Annotated in this window: 20 protein-coding genes; 15 read left to right on the plus strand and 5 right to left on the minus strand. The window is 60.6% G+C overall.

Going from position 1 to position 22001, the window contains the following annotated elements:
- The first annotated feature begins 243 nt into the window (after nt 1-243).
- Both KW841_RS01955 and KW841_RS01960 read left to right on the plus strand, forming a co-directional pair.
- A complete protein-coding gene (locus KW841_RS01955; protein WP_218473227.1) occupies nt 244-1170 on the plus strand; it encodes an SdiA-regulated domain-containing protein in 927 nt (308 codons plus the stop codon).
- A gap of 138 nt (nt 1171-1308) precedes the next feature.
- Nucleotides 1309-2226, plus strand: a complete 918-nt coding sequence (locus tag KW841_RS01960; RefSeq protein ID WP_126048144.1) for an SdiA-regulated domain-containing protein — start codon at nt 1309-1311, stop codon at nt 2224-2226.
- Between the two features lie 144 nt (nt 2227-2370).
- On the opposite strand, the gene rpiA is transcribed toward KW841_RS01960, so the two are convergent.
- A complete protein-coding gene (gene rpiA, locus KW841_RS01965) occupies nt 2371-3045 on the minus strand; it encodes a ribose-5-phosphate isomerase RpiA (protein ID WP_015097253.1) in 675 nt (224 codons plus the stop codon).
- 269 nt (nt 3046-3314) lie between these two features.
- Here rpiA and ilvA point away from each other — a divergent pair, with 269 nt between their 5' ends.
- Both ilvA and KW841_RS01975 read left to right on the plus strand, forming a co-directional pair.
- Complete coding sequence (gene ilvA, locus KW841_RS01970; RefSeq protein WP_102700005.1) at nt 3315-4829, plus strand: threonine ammonia-lyase, biosynthetic; 1515 nt, start codon at nt 3315-3317, stop codon at nt 4827-4829.
- Nucleotides 4830-4868: 39 nt separating this feature from the next.
- Nucleotides 4869-5294 (plus strand): DUF2269 domain-containing protein, encoded by a 426-nt coding sequence (locus KW841_RS01975; RefSeq protein WP_104450181.1) that lies wholly within the window; start codon nt 4869-4871, stop codon nt 5292-5294.
- Nucleotides 5295-5416: 122 nt separating this feature from the next.
- Here the strand turns inward: KW841_RS01975 and KW841_RS01980 are convergent, their stop codons facing one another.
- Nucleotides 5417-6073, minus strand: a complete 657-nt coding sequence (locus KW841_RS01980) for an HAD family phosphatase (protein ID WP_218473229.1) — start codon at nt 6071-6073, stop codon at nt 5417-5419.
- 143 nt (nt 6074-6216) lie between these two features.
- On the opposite strand from KW841_RS01980, the gene KW841_RS01985 reads away from it, so the two are divergent.
- Nucleotides 6217-6696, plus strand: coding sequence for an RNA pyrophosphohydrolase (locus KW841_RS01985; RefSeq protein WP_003229203.1), 480 nt, complete (start codon nt 6217-6219; stop codon nt 6694-6696).
- A 22-nt stretch (nt 6697-6718) separates the two neighbouring features.
- Nucleotides 6719-8998 carry a phosphoenolpyruvate--protein phosphotransferase gene (gene ptsP / locus KW841_RS01990; RefSeq protein WP_007976410.1) on the plus strand — a complete coding sequence of 760 codons (2280 nt, stop codon included), beginning with the start codon at nt 6719-6721 and terminating at the stop codon, nt 8996-8998.
- Nucleotides 8999-9122: 124 nt separating this feature from the next.
- Here the strand turns inward: ptsP and KW841_RS01995 are convergent, their stop codons facing one another.
- Nucleotides 9123-9869, minus strand: coding sequence for an NRDE family protein (locus KW841_RS01995; protein WP_218473230.1), 747 nt, complete (start codon nt 9867-9869; stop codon nt 9123-9125).
- 134 nt (nt 9870-10003) lie between these two features.
- Here KW841_RS01995 and KW841_RS02000 point away from each other — a divergent pair, with 134 nt between their 5' ends.
- From KW841_RS02000 to KW841_RS02010, 3 genes are all read left to right on the plus strand, one after another.
- Nucleotides 10004-10786, plus strand: coding sequence for a sulfite exporter TauE/SafE family protein (locus KW841_RS02000; protein ID WP_033048041.1), 783 nt, complete (start codon nt 10004-10006; stop codon nt 10784-10786).
- Between the two features lie 97 nt (nt 10787-10883).
- A complete protein-coding gene (lgt, locus tag KW841_RS02005) occupies nt 10884-11696 on the plus strand; it encodes a prolipoprotein diacylglyceryl transferase (protein WP_007976415.1) in 813 nt (270 codons plus the stop codon).
- A 49-nt stretch (nt 11697-11745) separates the two neighbouring features.
- A complete protein-coding gene (locus KW841_RS02010; protein ID WP_007976417.1) occupies nt 11746-12717 on the plus strand; it encodes a thymidylate synthase in 972 nt (323 codons plus the stop codon).
- A 122-nt stretch (nt 12718-12839) separates the two neighbouring features.
- Here the strand turns inward: KW841_RS02010 and cadR are convergent, their stop codons facing one another.
- On the minus strand, nt 12840-13289 hold the full coding sequence (cadR, locus tag KW841_RS02015; protein ID WP_104450177.1) for a Cd(II)/Pb(II)-responsive transcriptional regulator: 450 nt from the start codon (nt 13287-13289) through the stop codon (nt 12840-12842).
- A gap of 93 nt (nt 13290-13382) precedes the next feature.
- On the opposite strand from cadR, the gene KW841_RS02020 reads away from it, so the two are divergent.
- Entirely contained in the window at nt 13383-15644 is a 2262-nt protein-coding gene (locus KW841_RS02020; RefSeq protein WP_218473231.1) for a heavy metal translocating P-type ATPase, read from the plus strand.
- 16 nt (nt 15645-15660) lie between these two features.
- A complete protein-coding gene (locus tag KW841_RS02025; RefSeq protein WP_218473232.1) occupies nt 15661-16524 on the plus strand; it encodes a LysR family transcriptional regulator in 864 nt (287 codons plus the stop codon).
- A gap of 27 nt (nt 16525-16551) precedes the next feature.
- Here the strand turns inward: KW841_RS02025 and KW841_RS02030 are convergent, their stop codons facing one another.
- Entirely contained in the window at nt 16552-17097 is a 546-nt protein-coding gene (locus tag KW841_RS02030) for a hypothetical protein (RefSeq protein ID WP_007976425.1), read from the minus strand.
- A gap of 295 nt (nt 17098-17392) precedes the next feature.
- Here KW841_RS02030 and KW841_RS02035 point away from each other — a divergent pair, with 295 nt between their 5' ends.
- The 4 genes from KW841_RS02035 to KW841_RS02050 all read left to right on the plus strand — a co-directional run bounded on the left by KW841_RS02035 (nt 17393) and on the right by KW841_RS02050 (nt 21944).
- Nucleotides 17393-18469, plus strand: a complete 1077-nt coding sequence (locus KW841_RS02035) for a putative 2-aminoethylphosphonate ABC transporter ATP-binding protein (protein ID WP_218473233.1) — start codon at nt 17393-17395, stop codon at nt 18467-18469.
- Nucleotides 18469-20193 (plus strand): putative 2-aminoethylphosphonate ABC transporter permease subunit, encoded by a 1725-nt coding sequence (locus KW841_RS02040; RefSeq protein WP_218473234.1) that lies wholly within the window; start codon nt 18469-18471, stop codon nt 20191-20193. Before KW841_RS02035 ends, KW841_RS02040 begins: the two co-directional genes overlap by 1 nt.
- 33 nt (nt 20194-20226) lie before the next feature.
- Entirely contained in the window at nt 20227-21252 is a 1026-nt protein-coding gene (locus KW841_RS02045) for a putative 2-aminoethylphosphonate ABC transporter substrate-binding protein (protein WP_218473235.1), read from the plus strand.
- 134 nt (nt 21253-21386) lie between these two features.
- The gene (locus KW841_RS02050; RefSeq protein WP_218473237.1) at nt 21387-21944 is read left to right on the plus strand and encodes a phosphonate degradation HD-domain oxygenase; all 558 of its coding nucleotides are present in this window, start codon (nt 21387-21389) and stop codon (nt 21942-21944) included.
- Nucleotides 21945-22001: the final 57 nt, after the last annotated feature.

Raw genomic sequence — 22001 nt, forward strand, 5'->3', positions numbered from 1 at the left:
AAACCCTGTGGGAGCGAGCCTGCTCGCGAAAGCGGTGTGTCATTCAATATCTTAGTTGGATGACACGCCCCCATCGCGAGCAGGCTCGCTCCCACATTGGTTTCTCCGTGGCCTGTAAAGTCTCACCCTGTCATTTCCCGTTTTTTTCACATCCTGTCTGGATAATTTCAGGGCTTTCGGCCTCTGAGCCGGCCCCAAACTGTGCTATTACCCCTAGCCTGAATTTCTGGAACGCATTCCCCAATGGCCACTCCTCCGCTATCCACGCTTAATCCTGCCCGCCGCTCACGCTTCGCCCTGCGTTGGCACACCTGGCTTTTGTTGGGGGCCGTTGTCGCCTACGGCGTTGCATTTGCCATGCACTGGGATGCGCGGGGCGTGCTCTGGGTGAAAGAACAATTCAAAAGCCCGGCCGAGCGTCAGGCCAGTGTCTGGCTGCCGGACTATCGGGCGGTGATCGATGCCAAGCCGTTGCCGGGCATGGAGAAGGACGAAGCATCGGACGTGGCCTATGACCCTCAGACCAAGACCCTGTTTTCGGTCATGGGCAAGAATCCCTTCCTGGTCGAGTTGAACCTGCAGGGTGATGTGCTGCGCAAAATGCCTTTGGTCGGCTGGAGCAACCCGGAGGGCGTCACCGTGCTGGGCGACGGCCGACTGGCCATTGTCGATGAGCGCGAGCATCTGATCTCTATCGTCAAGGTCGATGCCGACACCCGCGAACTGAACATCGCCGACTTCCCGAAATACGACCTCGGCCCTTCCAAAGACCAGAACAAAGCCTTTGAGGCTGTTACCTGGGATCCGCGCAATCAGCAACTGGTGCTGGGTGAAGAGCGCCCGCCGGCATTGTTTGCCTGGAAGGGTGACGGCAAGGTCCTGACCGGCGACAAGCTGAAGCTGGCCAGTCATGCGCTGGGCATGCGCAACCTGTCGGCGCTGGCCATCGACCCGCGGACCGGCCACATGCTGGCGCTGTCCGCCGACTCGCACCTGTTGCTGGAGCTGGACAAGAAGGGCGAGCAGGTCAGTTTCATCACCCTGTTGCGTGGCTTCAACGGCCTGAAGAACACCATCCCGCGTGCCGAAGGCGTAACCATGGATGAAGCGGGCACGCTGTACATGGTGAGTGAGCCGAACCTGTTTTATCGCTTCGAAAAACAGAGGTAATGCCTCTGCGTAGGAGCCGCCGCAGTCTGCGGCAGCACCTACGCAGATTGCGTAAGCGAAAAGGGCCCGCGACCATTAAGCTTCAGTTCAGACGGGCGTGATATTTCATCCGCCTGTTTTGACCCAGAGCCCGCCCGAATGCGTCGATTTGCCCGCCCCAAATCCCTGATTCTGATCCTGTCGGTGATCTTGCTGATCGCCGTGGTTGCGCTCGGCCAATACCTGCGTTTGTTCGAGCGTGCCTGGTTCAATCTGCATACGCTGTGGCAGCCGGTGAGTTCCCAGACCATGGGCCTTGATCAATACCGGGTCGTGACCGAAGCGCAGGTGATCGATGGCCTGGCGGACAACGTTTCAGCGTTGACCTACGACCCGGTGCGCAAAAGCCTGTTCACCGTCACCAATAAACACAGCGAGCTGATCGAGTTGTCCCTCGACGGCAGGATTTTGCGCCGTGTGGCGCTGGTCGGTTTCGGCGATCCGGAGGCGGTGGAGTTCATCAGTGAGGACATCTATGTGGTCACTGATGAAAGCCAGCAGCGGCTGATCAAGATTCGTCTGGAGCAGGACACCACTTTCGTCGATGCGGCAGACGCCGAGCAGATGACCATTGGCGTCCACATGGGCGGCAACAAGGGTTTCGAGGGCCTGGCTTACGATTCTGTGGGCAAGCGCCTGTTCGTCGCCAAGGAGCGCAACCCGATGCTGATCTACGAGGTGCACGGTTTTCCGCGCTTCAATCCTGAAGAATCCTACTCGATACACGTGATCAACGACCCCAAGCGTGATGCCGGGATGTTCGTGCGGGATCTGTCGAGCCTGCAATACGACGAGCGCAGCGGGCACTTGCTGGCGCTGTCGGATGAGTCGCGGTTGATTCTGGAGCTGGATGTGAGCGGGCGTCCGCTGAGCACAATGTCGTTGGGCAAGGGGCGCCAGGGCCTGCAAAACACCGTGCCGCAAGCGGAGGGGATCGCCGTGGACGACGACGGTACGCTGTACCTCGTCAGCGAGCCGAACCTGTTTTACGTGTTCAAGAAACCCGCACAACTCTAACCAACACCACAAAATACTGTGGGAGCGAGCTTGCTCGCGATTGCGGTCTGTCATTCAACATTTCAGTCGACTGACACGGCCTCATCGCGAGCAAGCTCGCTCCCACAGGTCATTCATCTGCCCAGAGAATTTAGGCAGTCTGGCTTATTCCGCGCGCAGGGTCTTCACGCCTTCGCTGGTACCCAGCAGCAACAGATCCGCCGGACGCGCCGCGAACAAACCATTGGTGACCACGCCGACGATCGCGTTGATCTGTGTCTCCAGCTCCACCGGGTTGGTGATCTGCATGTTGAACACGTCGAGGATGATGTTGCCGTTGTCGGTCAGCACGCCTTCGCGGTAGACCGGGTCGCCACCAAGCTTCACCAGTTCGCGGGCCACATGGCTGCGGGCCATCGGGATGACTTCCACCGGCAGCGGGAAAGTACCGAGGACCGGCACCAGTTTGCTGGCATCGGCGATGCAGATGAACGTCTTGGCCACGGCCGCGACGATCTTCTCGCGGGTCAGCGCGGCGCCGCCGCCCTTGATCAGGTTCAGGTGCTCGTCGCTTTCATCGGCGCCGTCGACATAGAACTCCAGGTCGCTGACGGTATTCAGCTCGTACACCGGAATCCCGTGGCCCTTGAGGCGCGCGGCGGTGGCTTCGGAACTGGCGACGGCGCCATCGAATGCGCCCTTGTGCTGGGCCAGGGCATCGATGAAGCAGTTGGCGGTGGAGCCGGTGCCGACCCCGACGATGCTCTTGTCGTCGAGTTTCGGAAGGATGAAGTCGACGGCGGCCTGGGCCACTGCCTGTTTGAGTTGATCCTGGTTCATGCGGGCTCCGGAGTGCCGAGGAGGGAACGAAAGGCCGGCATTATAGGCCCCGGGGCGGGGAAGGTCATTGCCCGATTGGCGGTTCGTGACCGTTCCCTGTAGGAGCGAGCCTGCTCGCGATGGTCGTGAACGATAACGCGCGAAAATAGATGTTCAGCGGTGCCATTGCGTTTTTCGCGAGCAAGCTCGCTCCTACAACAGGTGGTCGTGTAACTGAAAGCCGGGTTAGACTCCTTGGTCCCGCCCAACCCGCTCAGTGATGCTTTCCGATGCTTGAACAGTACGTCAAAAAGATCCTCACCTCGCGCGTTTATGACGTTGCCGTAGAAACCCCGCTGCAGTCTGCCCGCCAGCTTTCCGAGCGGCTGGGCAACAGCATTTGGCTCAAGCGCGAAGACTTGCAGCCGGTGTTCTCCTTCAAGATTCGCGGCGCCTACAACAAGTTGACCCAGTTGAGCGACGAAGAGCGCGCCCGCGGCGTAGTGACGGCTTCGGCGGGCAACCATGCGCAAGGCCTGGCCCTGGCGGCGAAGGTGCTGGGTGTGAAGGCGACCATCGTCATGCCCAAGACCACCCCGGAGATCAAGGTCGAAGGCGTACGCTCGCGCGGCGGTAAAGTGGTGCTGCACGGCGACTCGTTCCCGGAAGCCCTGGCTTATTCGCTGAAACTGGTCGATGAAAAAGGCTACGTCTACATTCACCCGTACGACGATCCCCACACCATCGCCGGGCAGGGCACCGTGGCGATGGAGATTCTGCGCCAGCACCCGCAGCCACTGGATGCGATTTTCGTCCCGGTCGGCGGTGGCGGCCTGATCGCCGGCATTGCGGCGTACGTGAAATACCTGCGCCCGGACATCAAGATCATCGGCGTCGAGCCGGATGACTCCAATTGCCTGCAAGCCGCCATGGCGGCGGGCGAGCGTGTGGTGTTGCCGACCGTGGGCATTTTCGCCGACGGTGTTGCGGTGGCTCAGATCGGTCAGCACACCTTTGACATCTGCAAGGACTATGTCGATGAAGTGATCACCGTCAGCACCGATGAAATCTGTGCTGCCATCAAGGATATCTACGACGATACCCGCTCGATCACCGAACCTGCCGGCGCCTTGGGCGTGGCCGGGATCAAAAAATATGTCGAGCAGCGTGGCGTCAGCGGTCAGACCTTCGTGGCCATCGACTCCGGGGCCAACGTCAACTTCGACCGCCTGCGCCACGTCGCCGAGCGCGCGGAGCTGGGCGAGGGCCGCGAAGCCATCATCGCAGTGACCATTCCCGAGAAGCCGGGCAGCTTCAAGGCGTTCTGCGAAGCCATCGGCAAGCGCCAGATCACCGAATTCAACTACCGCTACAACACCGGCAGCGAAGCGCACATCTTTGTCGGCGTGCAGACCCACCCGGAAAACGACCCGCGTAGCGCCCTGATCGCCAGCCTGAGCGAACAAGGTTTCCCGGTGCTGGACCTGACCGACAATGAACTGGCCAAGTTGCACATCCGCCACATGGTCGGCGGGCGTGCGGCCCATGTGGTCGACGAAGTGATCCTGCGTTTCGAATTCCCGGAGCGTCCGGGGGCGCTGTTCAACTTCCTCAACAAGCTCGGCGGGCGCTGGAACATCTCGATGTTCCATTACCGCAACCATGGCGCGGCGGATGGCCGTGTCGTCGCGGGCCTGCAAGTGCCCCACGACGAGCGCCACCTGGTGCCGGCGGCGCTGGAAGAAATCGGTTACCCGTACTGGGATGAAAGCGACAACCCGGCCTATCAGCTGTTTCTTGGCTGAGGGGCTACGCTGTTGGGCAGGTCATAAGGAAATCGAACAATGGAAACGTTAACTGCCCTGAAAGCGGCGCACATGGTGGCAACCGTTGTACTGCTGGCTTGTGCGCTGGGTCTGGGCGTCTGGGTTTTGCTGGCGCGGCGCAAGGGTGATGCAACGGCGGGAAGCCGCACCCTGCAACGGCCACGTGTATTTGTCTGGCTGTTGATGGGGCTGGCGCTGCTGAGCATGCCGTTTACCGGCTGGTGGATGGTGCACCTGGTGGGCTGGCCGCTGGGACAGACCTGGTTGCTGGCCTCCAGTGTGTTGTACACCGTGGCGGCACTGGCGTGGTTCTGGCTGCTGGTGCGGCTGAACAAGCTGCGCAAAGCGCCGGGTGGCGTGGGTAAGTTCACCTTTGCCCTGGCGTTGTTCAGTTTTGTCTGTTTTGTTGCCATTGCCGGGTTGATGGGCGCCAAGCCTGTTTAAGGCTTGAGACCGCGTCGACCCCTTCGCGAGCAAGCCCGCTCCCACATTTGATCGGCGTCGTTCACAAAGTCTGTGTTCACTGAATATCTAGTGTGGGAGCGGGCTTGCTCGCGAAAGCAATTTCAGCCGCGCAGACTGATCACCGGCCAACCACGCTTCTCAGCCTCGGCCCGCAGATTCGGGTCCGGATCAACCGCTACCGGATTCGTCACCTGCTCCAGCAACGGCAAATCATTCATCGAGTCGCTATAGAAGTAGCTGTCTTGCAGCGTAAACCCGGTTTCTTCCAGCCAGCGATTCAACCGCGTCACCTTGCCTTCGCGAAAGCACGGCACATCGGTGCTGCGTCCGGTGTAGCGGCCGTCGACCATTTCGCATTCGGTGGCGATCAGGGTTTCGACGCCCAGGCGCTCGGCAATCGGCCCGGTGACGAAGCGGTTGGTGGCGGTGATGATCACCAGTTTGTCGCCGGCGTCGCGGTGCTTGGCCAGCAGCTCAATGGCCTTGGGCAGTACGATCGGTTCGATGCAGTCGCGCATGTAGTCGCTGTGCCACTGATCCAGCGTAGCCATTTCGGTACGCCCGAGGACTTCCAGGCAGAAGTTCAGGTAAGCAGCGTTATCCAGTTTGCCGGCCAGGTAATCCTGGTAGAACGCATCGTTGCGTGCCTTGTAGGCGACGGCGTCGAGAAAGCCGCGCTCGCACAGGTAATCGCCCCAAGCGTGATCGCTGTCACCGCCCAGGAGGGTGTTGTCCAAATCGAATAAAGCCAGGCGCATTGCAGTTACCCGCTGAAAAGTCAGTAAAAAGGCGACAAGAATACGGTCTTTTCACAAGAGTGCACATAAGGTAGGAACCTTCGTTGCCGCCTTAACAACCTTTGTGGAACAATGCGGCGACATGCGTTTGCGAGGTTGTTGCCGTGATCGACCCCGATGGTTTTCGCCCCAATGTCGGGATCATTCTGACGAATGACGCCGGCCAGGTGCTATGGGCTCGCCGAATCAATCAAGATGCCTGGCAGTTTCCGCAGGGGGGAATCAACCCCGAAGAGACGCCGGAAGACGCCTTGTACCGCGAGCTGAACGAAGAAGTAGGCCTGGAGCGCGAAGATGTTGAAATTCTCGCCTGCACCCGGGGCTGGTTGCGCTATCGTTTGCCGCAACGTCTGGTACGTACCCACAGCCAACCGCTGTGCATCGGCCAGAAACAGAAATGGTTTCTCCTGCGCCTGATCTCAAACGAGCAGCGGGTGCGGATGGATTTGACCGGTAAACCGGAATTCGATGGCTGGCGCTGGGTCAGCTATTGGTATCCGTTGGGCCAGGTGGTGACATTCAAGCGCGAGGTGTATCGACGCGCTCTCAAAGAGCTTGCCCCGCGCCTTTTAGCGCGCGACTGACGACGGAGTTCGACCCCGAGCCATGCTCAATACGCTGCGCAAGATCGTCCAGGAAGTTAACTCCGCCAAGGATCTCAAGGCGGCGTTGGGGATTATTGTGTTGCGCGTCAAAGAGGCCATGGGCAGCCAGGTCTGCTCGGTCTACCTGCTTGACCCCGAGACCAACCGCTTCGTGCTGATGGCCACCGAGGGCTTGAACAAGCGCTCGATCGGCAAAGTCAGCATGGCACCCAACGAAGGTCTGGTTGGCCTGGTCGGTACGCGCGAAGAACCCCTGAACCTCGAAAACGCTGCGGACCACCCGCGCTATCGCTACTTCGCCGAGACCGGTGAAGAACGCTTCGCCTCATTCCTCGGGGCGCCGATCATTCACCACCGCCGCGTCGTCGGCGTGTTGGTCATTCAGCAAAAAGAACGTCGTCAGTTCGATGAAGGTGAAGAAGCCTTCCTCGTGACCATGAGCGCGCAGCTCGCCGGCGTTATCGCCCACGCCGAAGCCACCGGCTCGATCCGAGGCCTCGGTCGTCAGGGCAAAGGCATCCAGGAAGCCAAGTTCGTCGGCGTACCGGGTTCGCCGGGTGCGGCAGTGGGCACGGCGGTGGTCATGCTGCCGCCGGCCGACCTGGACGTGGTGCCGGACAAGACCATCACCGACATCGACGCCGAACTCGGGCTGTTCAAGACCGCCATCGAAGGCGTGCGCGCCGACATGCGCGCGTTGTCGGCCAAGCTTGCCACGCAGTTGCGCCCGGAAGAGCGGGCCCTGTTCGACGTCTACCTGATGATGCTCGACGATGCCGCGCTGGGCAGCGAAGTCACCACCGTGATCAAGACCGGTCAGTGGGCCCAGGGCGCGTTGCGCCAGGTGGTCACCGATCACGTCAACCGTTTCGAATTGATGGACGACGCCTACCTGCGTGAGCGCGCCTCGGACGTCAAGGACCTCGGCCGGCGTCTGCTGGCTTATTTGCAGGAAGAGCGCCAGCAAACCCTGGTCTACCCCGACAACACCATTCTGGTCAGCGAAGAACTGACGCCGGCGATGCTCGGCGAGGTGCCGGAAGGCAAGCTGGCCGGCCTGGTGTCGGTGCTCGGTTCCGGTAACTCCCACGTCGCCATCCTCGCCCGCGCCATGGGGATCCCGACCGTGATGGGCCTGGTCGACCTGCCGTACTCCAAGGTCGACGGCATCCAGATGATCGTCGACGGCTACCATGGCGAGGTCTACACCAACCCGAGTGACGTGCTGCGCAAGCAGTTCGCCGAAGTGGTCGAGGAAGAGAAGCAATTGGCCCTCGGGCTGGATGCGCTGCGCGATCTGCCGTGTATCACGGTCGATGGTCACCGCATGCCGCTGTGGGTCAACACCGGCCTGCTGGCGGACGTGGCGCGGGCGCAGAAGCGTGGTGCCGAAGGCGTGGGCCTGTACCGCACCGAAGTGCCGTTCATGATCAACCAGCGTTTCCCGAGCGAAAAGGAACAACTGGCGATCTACCGCGAACAACTGGCCGCGTTCCACCCGCAACCGGTGACCATGCGCACCCTGGACATCGGGGGCGACAAGTCACTGTCGTACTTCCCGATCAAGGAAGACAACCCGTTCCTCGGCTGGCGTGGCATTCGCGTCACCCTCGACCACCCGGAAATCTTCCTGGTGCAGACCCGTGCCATGCTCAAGGCCAGCGAAGGCTTGAACAACCTGCGCATTCTGCTGCCGATGATCTCCGGCATTCATGAATTGGAAGAAGCGCTGCACCTGATCCACCGTGCCTGGGGCGAAGTGCGCGACGAAGGCTGTGACGTGCCGATGCCGCCGATTGGCGTGATGATCGAGATTCCGGCGGCGGTGTACCAGACCAAGGAACTGGCGCGGCAGGTGGACTTCCTGTCGGTCGGTTCCAACGACCTGACCCAATACCTGTTGGCCGTGGATCGTAACAACCCGCGGGTCGCCGATCTTTACGACTACCTGCACCCGGCGGTGCTTCAGGCCTTGCAGAACGTAGTGCGCGACGCCCATGCCGAAGGCAAGCCGGTGAGCATCTGCGGTGAAATGGCCGGTGACCCGGCCGCGGCCGTGCTGTTGATGGCGATGGGTTTCGACAGCCTGTCGATGAACGCCACCAACTTGCCGAAGGTGAAGTGGATGCTGCGCCAGATCAACCTGAGCAAGGCCAGGGAATTGCTGGCCGAGCTGATGACCATCGACAACCCGCAGGTTATCCACAGCTCGCTGCAACTGGCGCTGAAGAACCTTGGGTTGGCGCGGATGATCAATCCGGCGGCTATCAAGCCCCTCTAAACCCTGCTGGCCTTATCGCTGGCAAGCCAGCTCCCACAGGTTTTTCAGGTGTTCACAAAATGTGTGTTCGCCGAAGAGCCCTGTGGGAGCTGGCTTGCCAGCGATAGCGTCCGTCCAGGCGCTGCTAAACCAGAATCTCCACTTCCCCAAGATGCCCGCCATACGGCCCGAAGCTGCGTTCGACGATATGCCGCGTGCCATCCGCCTGCACAATCAACGCCGTACTCGCCCGAGTCCCATAACTCTGACTGGCGATGAACACACTCGATAGCAACGTCTCGGTCGCCAGCCCCACTCCGGTGTCGGGCAACTCGGCAAACGGCGCGGTCTGCGCATCGCTCAATAACGCCAGCAGTGCCTGAGGCTGCGGATCATCCAGCACCTCGCTCAACGCCGCCCTGGCCTTGAGCAGTTTCGGCCAGGGTGTATCCAGCCCGGCATTGGATAACCCGTAGACCCCCGGGGCCAGCATGACGGCTTCCGATTCCCGTTGATTGAAGTGCCAGAGCTCATGGGGATTGCCGACCAGCAGGTTAAAGCCACCATACTCCAGCGAACGGTCGACAACGTCGGCTAAGTAGTCGTCAATTGTCAGTTCCCCGGTGAGAAATCGCGCGACCAGCTCCCCACGAGACTTGCGCCCTGGCGGTCGGTGGGGGTCGCGGATGTTGGTCAGCGCCGCAAAGCGTCCGTTGGCGCCAACACCGAGCCAGGTGCCACCGGCCTCGAGGTCACGGCCCGCATGCACGTGCGGCGCTTCGGGCCATGGCGCCAGAGGAAGGCTGGGGCGGGCGTAGAATTCATCACGATTGGCCGCCACGACCAGCGGCTGGGCATGGCCCGGGCGCCAGGCAAAAACAATCAGGCACATAAGGGAGTCCTTGTGTGTTTTTTGCCCACTCTACGCAGACATCGCTCATCGATCCATCGCCTTGCACAGTGGAGCTTGAGGCCATGCATCCGTTACCATGCCGCTCCGGTTTTGGGGATGCGGGCGGGACAACCATGGAATTTCTGCTCTATCTGGCGCTCGGCGCCTGTGCAGGTGTGCTTGCCGGGCTGTTTGGCGTGGGTGGCGGGATCATCATCGTTCCGGTGCTGGTGTTCAGCTTCAAGGCCCAAGGGTTCGATCCGTCGATCCTCACGCACCTGGCGGTGGGGACGTCCCTGGCGACGATCATCTTTACCTCGGTCAACGCGGTACGCGAGCATCACCGCCGTGGCGCCGTGCGTTGGCCGATCTTCATGTGGATGACTGTCGGCATTCTGATCGGTGCCGGGTTCGGCGCCTTGACGGCGGAAGCGATTTCCGGCCCCAACCTGCAGAAACTCATTGGTGTATTTGCCCTGGTGATCGCCGCTCAATTGGCACTGGAGGTCAAACCCAAGGCCAGCCGAACCGTACCGGGCAAACTCGGTCTGACCGTGGCCGGCAGCGTGATTGGCTGGGCATCGGCGATTTTCGGCATTGGCGGCGGTTCGTTGACCGTGCCATTCCTGACCTGGCGCAGCGTACCGATGCAGCAAGCCGTGGCCACTTCATCGGCCTGCGGGCTGCCGATTGCCCTGGCCAGTGCATTAAGTTTCATGATTCTGGGCTGGCACGATCCGTTGCTTCCGGCCCATAGTCTCGGTTTTGTTTATTTACCGGCGCTGCTGGGCATTGCCCTGACCAGCATGGTGTTCGCCCGTTTGGGCGCGCGACTGGCCCACAGGTTGTCGCCGAGGTTGCTGAAAAGGCTGTTTGCCGCTTTGCTGTTCTGCGTCGGCCTGAACTTTCTAGTCTGAAGCATCTGCTCTGACGCACAGCGCAATCCTGGCTTAATCCTGAGGTGGCAGCGTCGCCCGGGAATTTTTGAGATTTGAACTCTAACGAGGAGTCGCAATGCTGCCTTACCCGCAGATCGACCCGGTGGCTTTGGCCATCGGTCCGCTGAAAATCCACTGGTACGGCCTGATGTACCTGATCGGCATCGGCGGCGCCTGGCTGCTGGCCTCCCGCCGGTTGAACCGCTTCGACCCGACCTGGACCAAGGAGAAGCTCTCCGACATGGTGTTCTGGATGTCGATGGGGGTGATCGTCGGCGGACGCCTGGGTTATGTGCTGTTCTACGACCTGAGCGCCTATCTGGCCAACCCGACGCTGATTTTCGAAGTGTGGAAGGGCGGCATGTCGTTCCACGGCGGTTTCATCGGCGTGATGCTGGCGGCGTTGTGGTTCGGTAAAAAGAACAACAAGTCGTTCTTCCAGCTGATGGACTTCGTTGCGCCGATGGTGCCGATTGGCCTGGGGGCCGGGCGTATCGGCAACTTCATCAATGCCGAGCTGTGGGGCAAGCCGACCGACGTGCCGTGGGCGATGATCTTCCCGCCGTTCAGCGACCCGGCGCAGTTGCCGCGTCACCCCTCGCAGCTGTACCAGTTCGCCCTCGAAGGTGTGGCGCTGTTCCTGATCCTCTGGTTGTTCTCGCGCAAGCCGCGGCCGACCATGGCGGTATCGGGGATGTTCGCACTGTTCTATGGCATCTTCCGTTTCATCGTCGAGTTCGTCCGCGTACCGGACGCGCAGCTGGGCTATCTGGCCTGGAACTGGCTGACCATGGGCCAGGTGCTGTGCCTGCCGATGATCGTCGGCGGCCTGGTCCTGATCTGGCTGGCGTATCACCGCGCCCCGGCAACGCCAGCGGCAGCCGTATAAAATTCGAACCCCGCAGCGATGGCTGCGGGTTCAAGGACACAGGTAACTCATGAAGCAATATCTCGAACTGGTCGCCCACGTCATCAAGAACGGCACCAAGCAGGCCAACCGTACCGGCGTGAACACCATCAGCTTTCCCGGTGCGATGCTGCGTTATGACCTGCAGGAAGGTTTCCCGGCGATCACCACGCGCAAGATGGCCTTTAAATCGGCCATCGGCGAAATGTGCGGATTCCTGCGTGGCGTGAACAACGCTGCCGAATTCCGTGCCCTGGGCTGCAAGGTCTGGGACCAGAACGCGAACGAAAACGCCCAGTGGCTGGCCAACCCGTTCCGCCAGGGCGAAGACGACCTTGGCGAAATCTACGGCGTGCAATGGCGCAAATGGCCGGCGTACAAGCAGATTCCGCTCAGCAACCCGGCCGCCATCGAGCAAACCCTGAAGCAAGGCTACCGCCAGATTGCCGAAGGCGAAGAAAACGGCCAGGCCTATGTGGTGCTGTACAAGGCCATCGACCAGGTGCGCCAGTGCGTCGACACCATCATCAAGGACCCGGGCAGCCGTCGCATCCTGTTCCACGGCTGGAACTGCGCCCAACTCGATGAAATGGCCTTGCCGCCGTGCCACCTGCTGTACCAGTTCCACCCGAATGTCGAGACCAAAGAGATTTCTTTGACCCTCTACATCCGCTCCAACGACCTGGGCCTGGGCACGCCGTTCAACCTCACCGAAGGCGCCGCGCTGCTGAGCCTGATCGGTCGGCTGACGGGCTACACGCCACGCTGGTTCACCTATTTCATCGGTGATGCGCACGTCTACGAAAATCACCTGGACATGCTCAACGAACAGCTCAAGCGTGAACCGTTCCCGATGCCGAAACTGGTGATTTCCGACCGTGTGCCGGAGTTTGCCAAGACAGGTGTGTATCAGCCGGAATGGCTGGAGCTGGTGGAGCCGGGCGACTTCTCGCTGGAAGGCTACGAGCACCACGCGCCAATGACCGCGCCGATGGCGGTCTGAAGTACAACGCCTGAACCTGTGGGAGCGGGCTTGCCCGCGATGGCGGCGGCACATCCAACATTGATGTGACTGACATACCGCTATCGCGGGCAAGCCCGCTCCCACAGGGATTTGTGGTGTTCTCAGTGGCCGTGACTACGGCCGACATGGGAATGCTCAGCCTCTGTCGCCACAACCCCGCCGCTCACTTCCAACTGCTGCAAAATCCCGCATTGATCGATACCCGGCCCCTCGCCGCAGCGTTGGCGCAGGTCGAGCAGTTGTGCCTGCAAGGCCAGTAGGCCGTCGATCCGCGCCTTGACGTGGTGGATGTGCTCATCGATCAGTGCGTTGACGCTTTCGCACTGGTCCTGGGGACTGTCGCGAAATGCCAGCAGGCTGCGGATTTCCTCGAGGGTCATGTCGAGGGTGCGACAGTTGCGGATGAAGGTCAGGCGCTCGGCGTGGGCCTGGGTGTAGACGCGATAGTTGCCGTCACTGCGGGCCGGTTCCGGCAGAAGGTTCTCGCGCTCGTAGTAGCGGATCGTCTCTACGGCGCAGTCCGTGAGTTTCGCCAATTCTCCAATCTTCATGACGACAATCTCCAAAACTCCAAAATGGGTGCTTGACCCTGTAGTGGCTACAGGGTCTTTACTGGGCAACAGGCACTCTTATGGACGCAACCAATGAGCGATTCTCAGCATACCCACAAACCTGTGGCCGAACATGAAATCAGCGTTAAGCTCCGGCCCTTGCCCAAACATGACCATGGCGGTCACGGCGACGCTTGCTGCTCATCAAGAACGGCAGCGCCTGCGCGGGTCACGCTGAGCGAATCGCCGACGGCGGGTGCCCGTCTGAGTAGCTTTCGCATCGAGGCGATGGACTGCCCGACCGAGCAGACGCTGATCCAGAATAAGCTAAGCAAGCTGACAGGCGTGCAGCAGCTGGAGTTCAATCTGATCAACCGGGTGCTCGGCGTGACCCACGATTTGCCAGGCACCGAGCCAATCATCGAGGCGATCAAGTCCCTGGGTATGCACGCCGAACCGCTGGAACAGGGGGCTGAAACACCGGCAGCGAAACCCGACAGGAAACACTGGTGGCCATTGGCGTTGTCCGGCGCGGGCGCATTGCTGGCGGAAGTCATCCACTTCACCGCTACCGCACCTGATTGGGTGGTCGCGGTCATTGCGCTGGTGTCCATCCTCAGCGGCGGTCTTGGCACCTATAAAAAGGGCTGGATCGCGCTCAAGAACCTCAATCTGAATATCAACGCGCTGATGAGCATTGCCGTCACCGGTGCCGTCCTGATCGGTCAATGGCCGGAAGCGGCGATGGTGATGTTCCTGTTCACCGTGGCCGAGCTGATCGAGGCTCGCTCCCTGGATCGTGCGCGCAATGCCATCGGCGGGCTGATGCAGATGGCGCCGGAGCAGGCGACGGTGTTGCAGGCCGACGGCAGTTGGGTCGAGCAGGATGTCAAAATCATCGAAATCGGCGCGCGGGTGCGTGTGCGTCCCGGCGAACGCATTGGACTGGACGGCGAAGTGCTTTCCGGGCGTTCGACCATCGATCAGGCGCCCATTACCGGGGAAAGCCTGCCGGTGGAGAAAACCGTCGGCGACAAAGTGTTCGCCGGCACCATCAATCAGGCCGGTTCCCTTGAGTACGCGGTCACTGCCGCCGCGGGTAATTCAACCCTGGCACGCATCATCCACGCCGTTGAACAGGCCCAAGGCGCGCGAGCGCCGACCCAGCGATTCGTCGATCAATTTTCGAAAATCTATACCCCGGCAGTGTTTGTCCTTGCGCTGGCCGTGGCGGTCATCCCACCGCTGTTCATGGGCGCGTTGTGGTTCGACTGGATCTATCGGGCGCTGGTGCTGCTGGTAGTGGCGTGCCCGTGTGCGCTGGTGATTTCCACGCCGGTGACCATCGTCAGCGGCCTCGCGGCGGCGGCGCGCAAAGGGATCCTGGTCAAGGGTGGCGTCTATCTGGAGGGCGGTTACAAGCTCGACTACCTGGCCCTGGACAAGACCGGCACCATCACCCACGGCAAGCCGGTGCAGACCGATTACCTGTCGCTGGACCCGACCGCCGATGCATCGGCGCCGGCCATTGCCGCCGCGCTGGCCGGACGCTCGGATCACCCGGTTTCCCTGGCCATCGCCAAAGCGGCTGTGGACAACCAAACCGCGGCGCTGATTGTGGATAACTTCGAAGCCCTGGGCGGGCGCGGTGTTCGCGGTGAGATCAACGGCCAGCTGTATCATTTGGGCAACCATCGTCTGGTGGAAGATCTGGGCCTGTGCTCGCCAGCGCTGGAAGAAAAACTGTTTGCCCTGGAAAAGCAGGGCAAGTCGGTGGTGCTGCTGCTTGATTCGTCTGGTCCTTTGGCACTGTTCGCTGTTGCCGATACGGTAAAGGCGTCCAGTCGCGAAGCCATCGAGCAACTGCATGACCTGGGCATCAAAACCCTGATGCTCACCGGCGACAACGTCCACACCGCGCAGGCCATTGCCGCGCAGGTCGGCATCGACGAAGCCAGGGGCGACCTGTTGCCGGGGGACAAACTGCAGTCTATCGAGGCCCTTTATGCCCAGGGGCACCGGGTCGGCATGGTCGGCGACGGCATCAACGACGCGCCTGCACTGGCGCGTTCCGAGATCGGTTTCGCCATGGCCGCCGCTGGCACCGATACCGCGATAGAAACCGCCGATGTCGCCCTGATGGACGATGATCTGCGCAAGATCCCGGCATTCATTCGCCTGTCGCGGCAGGCGTCGAGCATCCTCAAACAGAACATCGCCCTGGCGTTGGTCATTAAGGCGATCTTTCTTGGGGTAACCTTCGCCGGGGTCGCTACCATGTGGATGGCAGTGTTCGCCGACATGGGCGTGAGTTTGCTGGTGGTGTTCAACGGTTTGCGCCTGCTGCGCAAGTAAAGAATGAGGGGCGGTTGTGCTGAGTGCCGAGCTGAAGGCGTTTTACATGGTGGCCCGCCTGGGCAGCATTACCCAGGCTGCCAAAAAGCTTGGCCTGAGCCAGCCGACGGTGACGACGCAGATCCGCAACCTCGAGAGTCAGTATTCGGTCGAGCTGTTCTACCGTGGCGGTCGGCGTCTGAGCGTCAGCGAGGAGGGCGCGCGGCTGTTGCCGATGGTCAAGGTGCTGATGCAGCAGGAAGCCGACATCGAGTTTTTCCTGCGCAACTGCGGCCAGGTCCAGGGCACATTGCGCATTGCCGCCACGGCGCCCTATTACATCCTCGACCTGGTGAAAACCTTTCGCGAGCGCTTGCCGCAGGTGGAGGTGTCGGTGGAAATCGGCAACTCCCAGCAGGTGCTCGAAGCGCTGGAAGATTACCGGGTCGATGTCGCGGCATCGTCGCAGCTGCTCGATGACGCGCGCCTGATTCGCCGGGTGCTCGGCAGCGATCCGCTGGTGCTGGCGGTGCATCGCAATCATCCACTGGCGGTTTATGATCACGTACCACTTGGCGCCCTGGCCGGGCATACCCTGCTGATGCGCGAACCGGGCTCGACCACCCGCCGCTTGACCGAAGAGTTGCTGGCCAGCGCCGGAGTGAGTTTCGGGCCGCTGCTGGAGATCGGCAGCCGCGAATCGATCCGCGAAGCGGTGCTGCGCAACATCGGCATCAGCATCATCGCCCGCCAGGAAGTACCCCATGACCCGCAACTACGGGTGCTGACCATCGAGAAAGCACCGCAGATTCCCGAATACCTGTATTGCCTCAAGGAACGCAAGGGCGCGCGGTTGCCGGCGGCGTTCCTTGGGTTGGCGCAGGAAGTTTCAGGTTGTTGATAATCAGGTGTGCACTACGGTTTTAACCTACGGGGCGACGTTTCGATCAATTATGGTTAGTTGAAAGGCAGCGAGCTCTAAATCCTCTTCATACTCGTCAGTGAAGGCAGCAGAGAAGCCGGGAAGACGGTAGTTATATAGATGTCTGCGTCCTCCGGCGAGAATGTAAATGGTGTGCTGGTCGGTTAATGTGTTTTCTACTGTAAAATTACCGCCATTGCCTCGAACAAGACTGACGTAATAACCGGTCGGATTCGTACCGGAATAAGCGGATAGTAACCGCTCGCTGCCTTCCAGACTCAGTAAATGGTCATTGTATCGACCTGGCCCTCGTGTCCTGATCAAATAACGGTCGCCGTCGCGTTGGAAGTAAAGTAACTCCGGCTCCATGTTGAGGTCAGTTACAACGTGCTCGGGAATTCTTTCCAGCTGTTTTATAAAAGATTCACGTTTTTTGGCAGGAGTGTTTTGATCCGTGATATAGCTTATAAGGCGATTGTAATTCAAGACAACCGATTTTCCATCAAAGCTTAATGTTCCGGTAAAGGAAAGAAGTTGTTCAGTTGGCGTCATGATGTCTCTCAATGTTTTGGGGTTGATGGTTGGAGTGTATTTGTTGAGGGCGAGATTTTGTAGGGTGTTTATGTATGAGGTTTGTATTGTTTTATTTCGTTGGAAGTTTGCGTAATTAAATATATGTTTATTGTGGTTTGGATGAGTATTTATTTGAGACGCACAACGCTCCTGTCGAACTCCACCGGCACTCTAAAATTTGCCAATACCACTATCAGCCGTTTTTGCCTCGCTGCCATATGACGGAAGCATTACAACCCTAGGATGGCCTTCATCTGCCAGATGAGGCCCGTCCATGAGCAACTCGATCGCAACTGCCCTGACCAACCCCGGCGCACCGATGAAGGTGCGCGGCATACATAAACGTTTTGGCGCTTTCACGGCGCTGGATAACGTTTCACTCGACGTGGCGGCCGGTGAGCTGGTGTGTCTGCTGGGGCCGTCGGGCTGTGGCAAGACCACCTTGCTGCGCTGCATCGCCGGCCTGGAAAAACAGGACAGCGGCGAGTTGTACCTGGGTGACCGCGACGTTTCCCACCTGGTTCCCCAGGCGCGGGACTACGGCATTCTGTTCCAGTCCTACGCGTTGTTTCCCAATCTCACCGTCGAAGCGAACATTGCCTACGGCCTCGCCGGCAATGGTCGCGACCAGATTCGCCAGCGTGTCGGTCAGATGCTGGAACTGGTCGGCCTGGGCGGCAGCGAGAAAAAATATCCCGGTCAGTTGTCCGGTGGTCAGCAGCAGCGGGTTGCACTGGCTCGCGCTCTGGCCCCGGCGCCTTCGCTGTTGCTGCTCGACGAGCCGATGTCGGCCCTCGATGCCCGGGTGCGGGAGCATTTGTGCACCGAACTGCGCCAGCTGCAACGCAACCTCGGCATCACCACCCTGATGGTGACCCACAATCAGGACGAGGCCATGCTGATGGCTGACCGTATCGCCGTGATGAACAACGGCAAAGTCGAGCAGTACGCCACGCCGCAGGAAATCTACAACCGCCCGGCCACGCCGTTCGTGGCGGAGTTCGTCGGCCAGGGCAACTGGTTGCCGTTCCAGCGCAGCAGCGACAGCCACGCCCAGGTCGGCGGGATGAACATGCGCCTGGCCGACGGCAGCGCCAAGACCGCCTCGGGCCGCTTGTTCTGCCGCCCCGAAGCGATCAACGTCAATCCGCTGGTGCACGAGGAAAACCTGTTCCCGGCCAAGGTTCGTGAGATCACCTTCCTCGGCAACCGCTGCCGCATGAGCTTCGAACTCGATCATTTGCCGGGCCATGCGCTGTTGGCGGAACTGGCACCGGAAGCCATGCCGCGCCTTGGCGCCCAGCAGATCATGGTCGCCTTGCCGCCATGCAGCCTGCAGGTGTTTGCCTGATGAGCGCGAACATCGCGCTGCCGCTGCCACACAAGCAGGTTCGGCAGACTTCCCGTGCCGAGATCGGTGACCGGCTGTTCGTGGTCGGCGGCAAAGTGCTTCTGCTGGTGTTGTTGGGTGTTGCCGTATTGATGCCGTTGCTGGCGATCTTCTGGCGTGGTTTCAGCGCTGAAGCCGGGCAGGGTGGTGGTTGGGTTGCTGCGAAAGAACTGGTGACCAGCGAGAACTTCCACTGGTTGCTCGGCAACAGTCTGAAGGTTTCCCTCAGCGTCGCGGCGATTGTCGTACCCCTGGCGTACCTGTTTGCCTACGCGCTGCAACGCACCATGATTGCGGGTAAAGGCCTCTGGCGTGGCATTTCCCTGCTGCCATTGATGGCGCCGTCGATGCTGCCCGGGATTGCGCTGGTTTACCTGTTCGGCAACCAGGGCATGCTGCGTGGCCTGCTCTCGGACAACATCTACGGCTTCTGGGGCATTGTTCTGGGTGAGGTGATCTACACCTTCCCGCACGCCTTGATGATTCTTCTGTCGGCATTGTCCCTGGCGGATGCGCGATTGTTCGATGCGGCTTCAAGCATGGGCGCCAGTCCGGCGAAAGCGTTCCGCAGCATCACCTGGCCGGCGACCCGTCAGGCGGTTTTCGCTGCGTTCTGCCTGGTGTTCACCCTGACCATCACTGATTTCGGGGTTCCGGTGGTGGTCGGTGGCGACTATCAAGTGCTGGCGCTGGAAGCCTATAAAGCCGTGGTTGGCCAGCAGCAATTCGGCCGCGGTGCCTTGATCGGCATGGTGTTGTTGCTGCCGGCGCTGTTCAGCTTTGGCGTCGATGCCTGGTTGCGTCGCCGTCACGGCGACTCCATGAGTGGTCGTGCCCAGGTGTTCAAGCCTGCGCCATCGAAACTGCGCGACGCTTGCTACCTGGCCATCGTCCTGTTGATCAGCGCTGTGCTGCTGCTGGTGTTTGGCATGGCAGTGTTCTCGTCCCTGGTGAAGTTCTGGCCGTACAACCTGTCGCTGTCGCTCAACCACTACCAGTTCAATGAAACCGCCGGTGGTGGCTGGCTGGCCTACGGCAACAGCTTGAAGATGGCCTTGGGCACGGCATTGATCGGCAGCCTGCTGATTTTCACCGGCGCCTACCTGATGGAGAAAACCAGGGGTCAGCGCGGCCTGAACCTGACCTTGCGCATGCTCAGTTTCGTACCGATGGCGGTGCCGGGCCTGGTTTTGGGGTTGGGTTATGTCTTCTTCTTCAACCTCACCGGCAACCCGCTGCATGTGCTGTACGGGACCATGACCCTGCTGATCGTCTGCACCATTGCGCACTATTTGACCACCGCGCAAATGACCGCCACCACCGCATTGCGTCAACTCGATGCCGAGTTCGAAGCCGCCGCGCTGTCGCTCAAGGCGCCGCTGTACCGCCACTACTTGCGCGTCACCGTGCCGATTTGCCTGCCGGCTTTGCTGGACATCGTGCGCTACCTGTTCGTCTCGGCCATGACCACCGTCTCGGCGGCGATCTTCCTCTACAGCCCCGACACCATCCTCGCTGCGGTGGCGGTGCTGAACATGGACGACGCCGGCAACGTCGGCGGCGCGGCGGCGATGTCGACCCTGATTCTGTTCACCTCGGCGGGCGTGTCCCTGCTGCTGGCCTGGGCCTCGCGCGGATTGCTGCGCCGCTCCCAGGCCTGGCGGCAGACCGCGCCCGGTCACTGATTCACACCCTCAACTCAAATACAGGAAAAGATCATGTTCAAGCCTATGGCCCTGGCCGCCGCTGTCCTCACCGCTTTCAGCCTGAACGCCTTTGCGGCGAAAACCGAGTTGACGGTGTACACCGCCCTCGAAGCCGAACAGCTGAAAACCTATAAAGAAGCCTTCGAAAAGGCCAACCCGGACGTCGAAATCAAATGGGTACGTGATTCCACCGGCATCATCACTGCCAAGTTGCTCGCCGAAAAAGCCCGCCCGCAGGCGGACGCCGTGTGGGGCCTGGCGGCTTCCAGCTTGGCGATCCTCGACCAGCAGGGCATGCTGCAAAGCTATGCACCGAAGGACCTGGGCAAGATCGGCGCCAACTACCGCGACGCCGCCAACCCGCCCGCCTGGGTCGGCATGGACGTCTGGGCCGCGACCATTTGCTTCAACACCGTCGAAGCCGAAAAGCAGGGCCTGAGCAAACCCGTGAGCTGGCAAGACCTGACCAAGCCTGAGTACAAAGGCAAGATCGTAATGCCGAACCCGGCATCGTCCGGCACCGGCTTCCTCGACGTCAGCGCCTGGCTGCAAACCTTCGGCGAGAAGCAGGGCTGGGCCTACATGGACGGCCTGCACCAGAACATCGGCCAGTACGTTCACTCCGGTTCCAAGCCTTGCAAACTGGCGGCTGCGGGTGAATTCCCGATCGGTATTTCCTTCGAATACCCGGCCGTTCAACTGAAACGCCAGGGCGCACCGCTGGACATCATCCTGCCGAAGGAAGGCCTGGGCTGGGAAATCGAAGCGACTGCGGTGATCAAGGGCACGGCCCACGAGGAAACCGCGAAAAAACTGGCTGACTTCTCCGCCAGCCCCGAGGCGATGGAACTCTACAAAGAAAACTTCGCCGTGCTCGCCCAGCCTGGCATCGCCAAGCCGCAGACCGAACTGCCGGCCGACTACGAACAGCGCCTGATCAAGAACGACTTCGCCTGGGCCTCGAAGAACCGCGACGAGATCCTGACCGAATGGCGCAAGCGTTATGATGGCAAGTCCGAGAAAGTGGCGGCCAAGTAAGATCTCCGCAGTCTGACAGGCCTCATCGCGGGCAAGCCCGCTCCCACAGGGTATTGGTGATCCTTGTGGGAGCGGGCTTGCTCGCGAAAGCGGTCTACCATTCACCACAAATCTCACTGATCGGGAGACTTCTGATGCACAGCCATGAACAAACCGTCGCCAAGGTCTTCGCTCTCTATGAACGCTTTGGCGACAGCGATTACATCGGCGAGCCGGTGTCGCAGATCGAGCACATGTCCCAGGCCGCCCAATGTGCGATAGCCGAAGGCTTCGACGACGAAGTCGTGTTGGCGGCGTTCTTCCACGATATCGGGCACATCTGCGCCGAGGGTGCCGAGCACATGGGCGGCTACGGCGTGGTCAGCCACGAACGGCTGGGCGCCGATTATTTGCGCAATGCCGGCTTCAGCGAGCGCATGGCCCGGTTGGTGGAGTACCACGTCCAGGCCAAGCGTTATCTGACACTCAGGGAACCTGGGTACTACGAACGCCTGAGCGAAGCCAGTCGCCGGACCCTGGAGTATCAGGGTGGGGTGATGACCGAGGCCGAAGCCGATGCCTTCGAGCAGGACCCGTTGTGCAAAGTCAGTTTGCGCATGCGCCAGTGGGATGAACAGGCCAAGGAGATGCATGTGCCGGTGATTGATCTGGCTGTGTTGAAAGACAAGGCGTTTCGGTTGTTGGCGGCGTGAGCCTTTAAATCGAGTCGCTGCCATCGCGGGCAAGCCCGCTCCCACACAGATCTTGTG

The organism is Pseudomonas sp. PDM28 (genome assembly GCF_019219115.1).
GTDB classification, from domain to species: Bacteria; Pseudomonadota; Gammaproteobacteria; order Pseudomonadales; family Pseudomonadaceae; genus Aquipseudomonas; species Aquipseudomonas laurylsulfatiphila.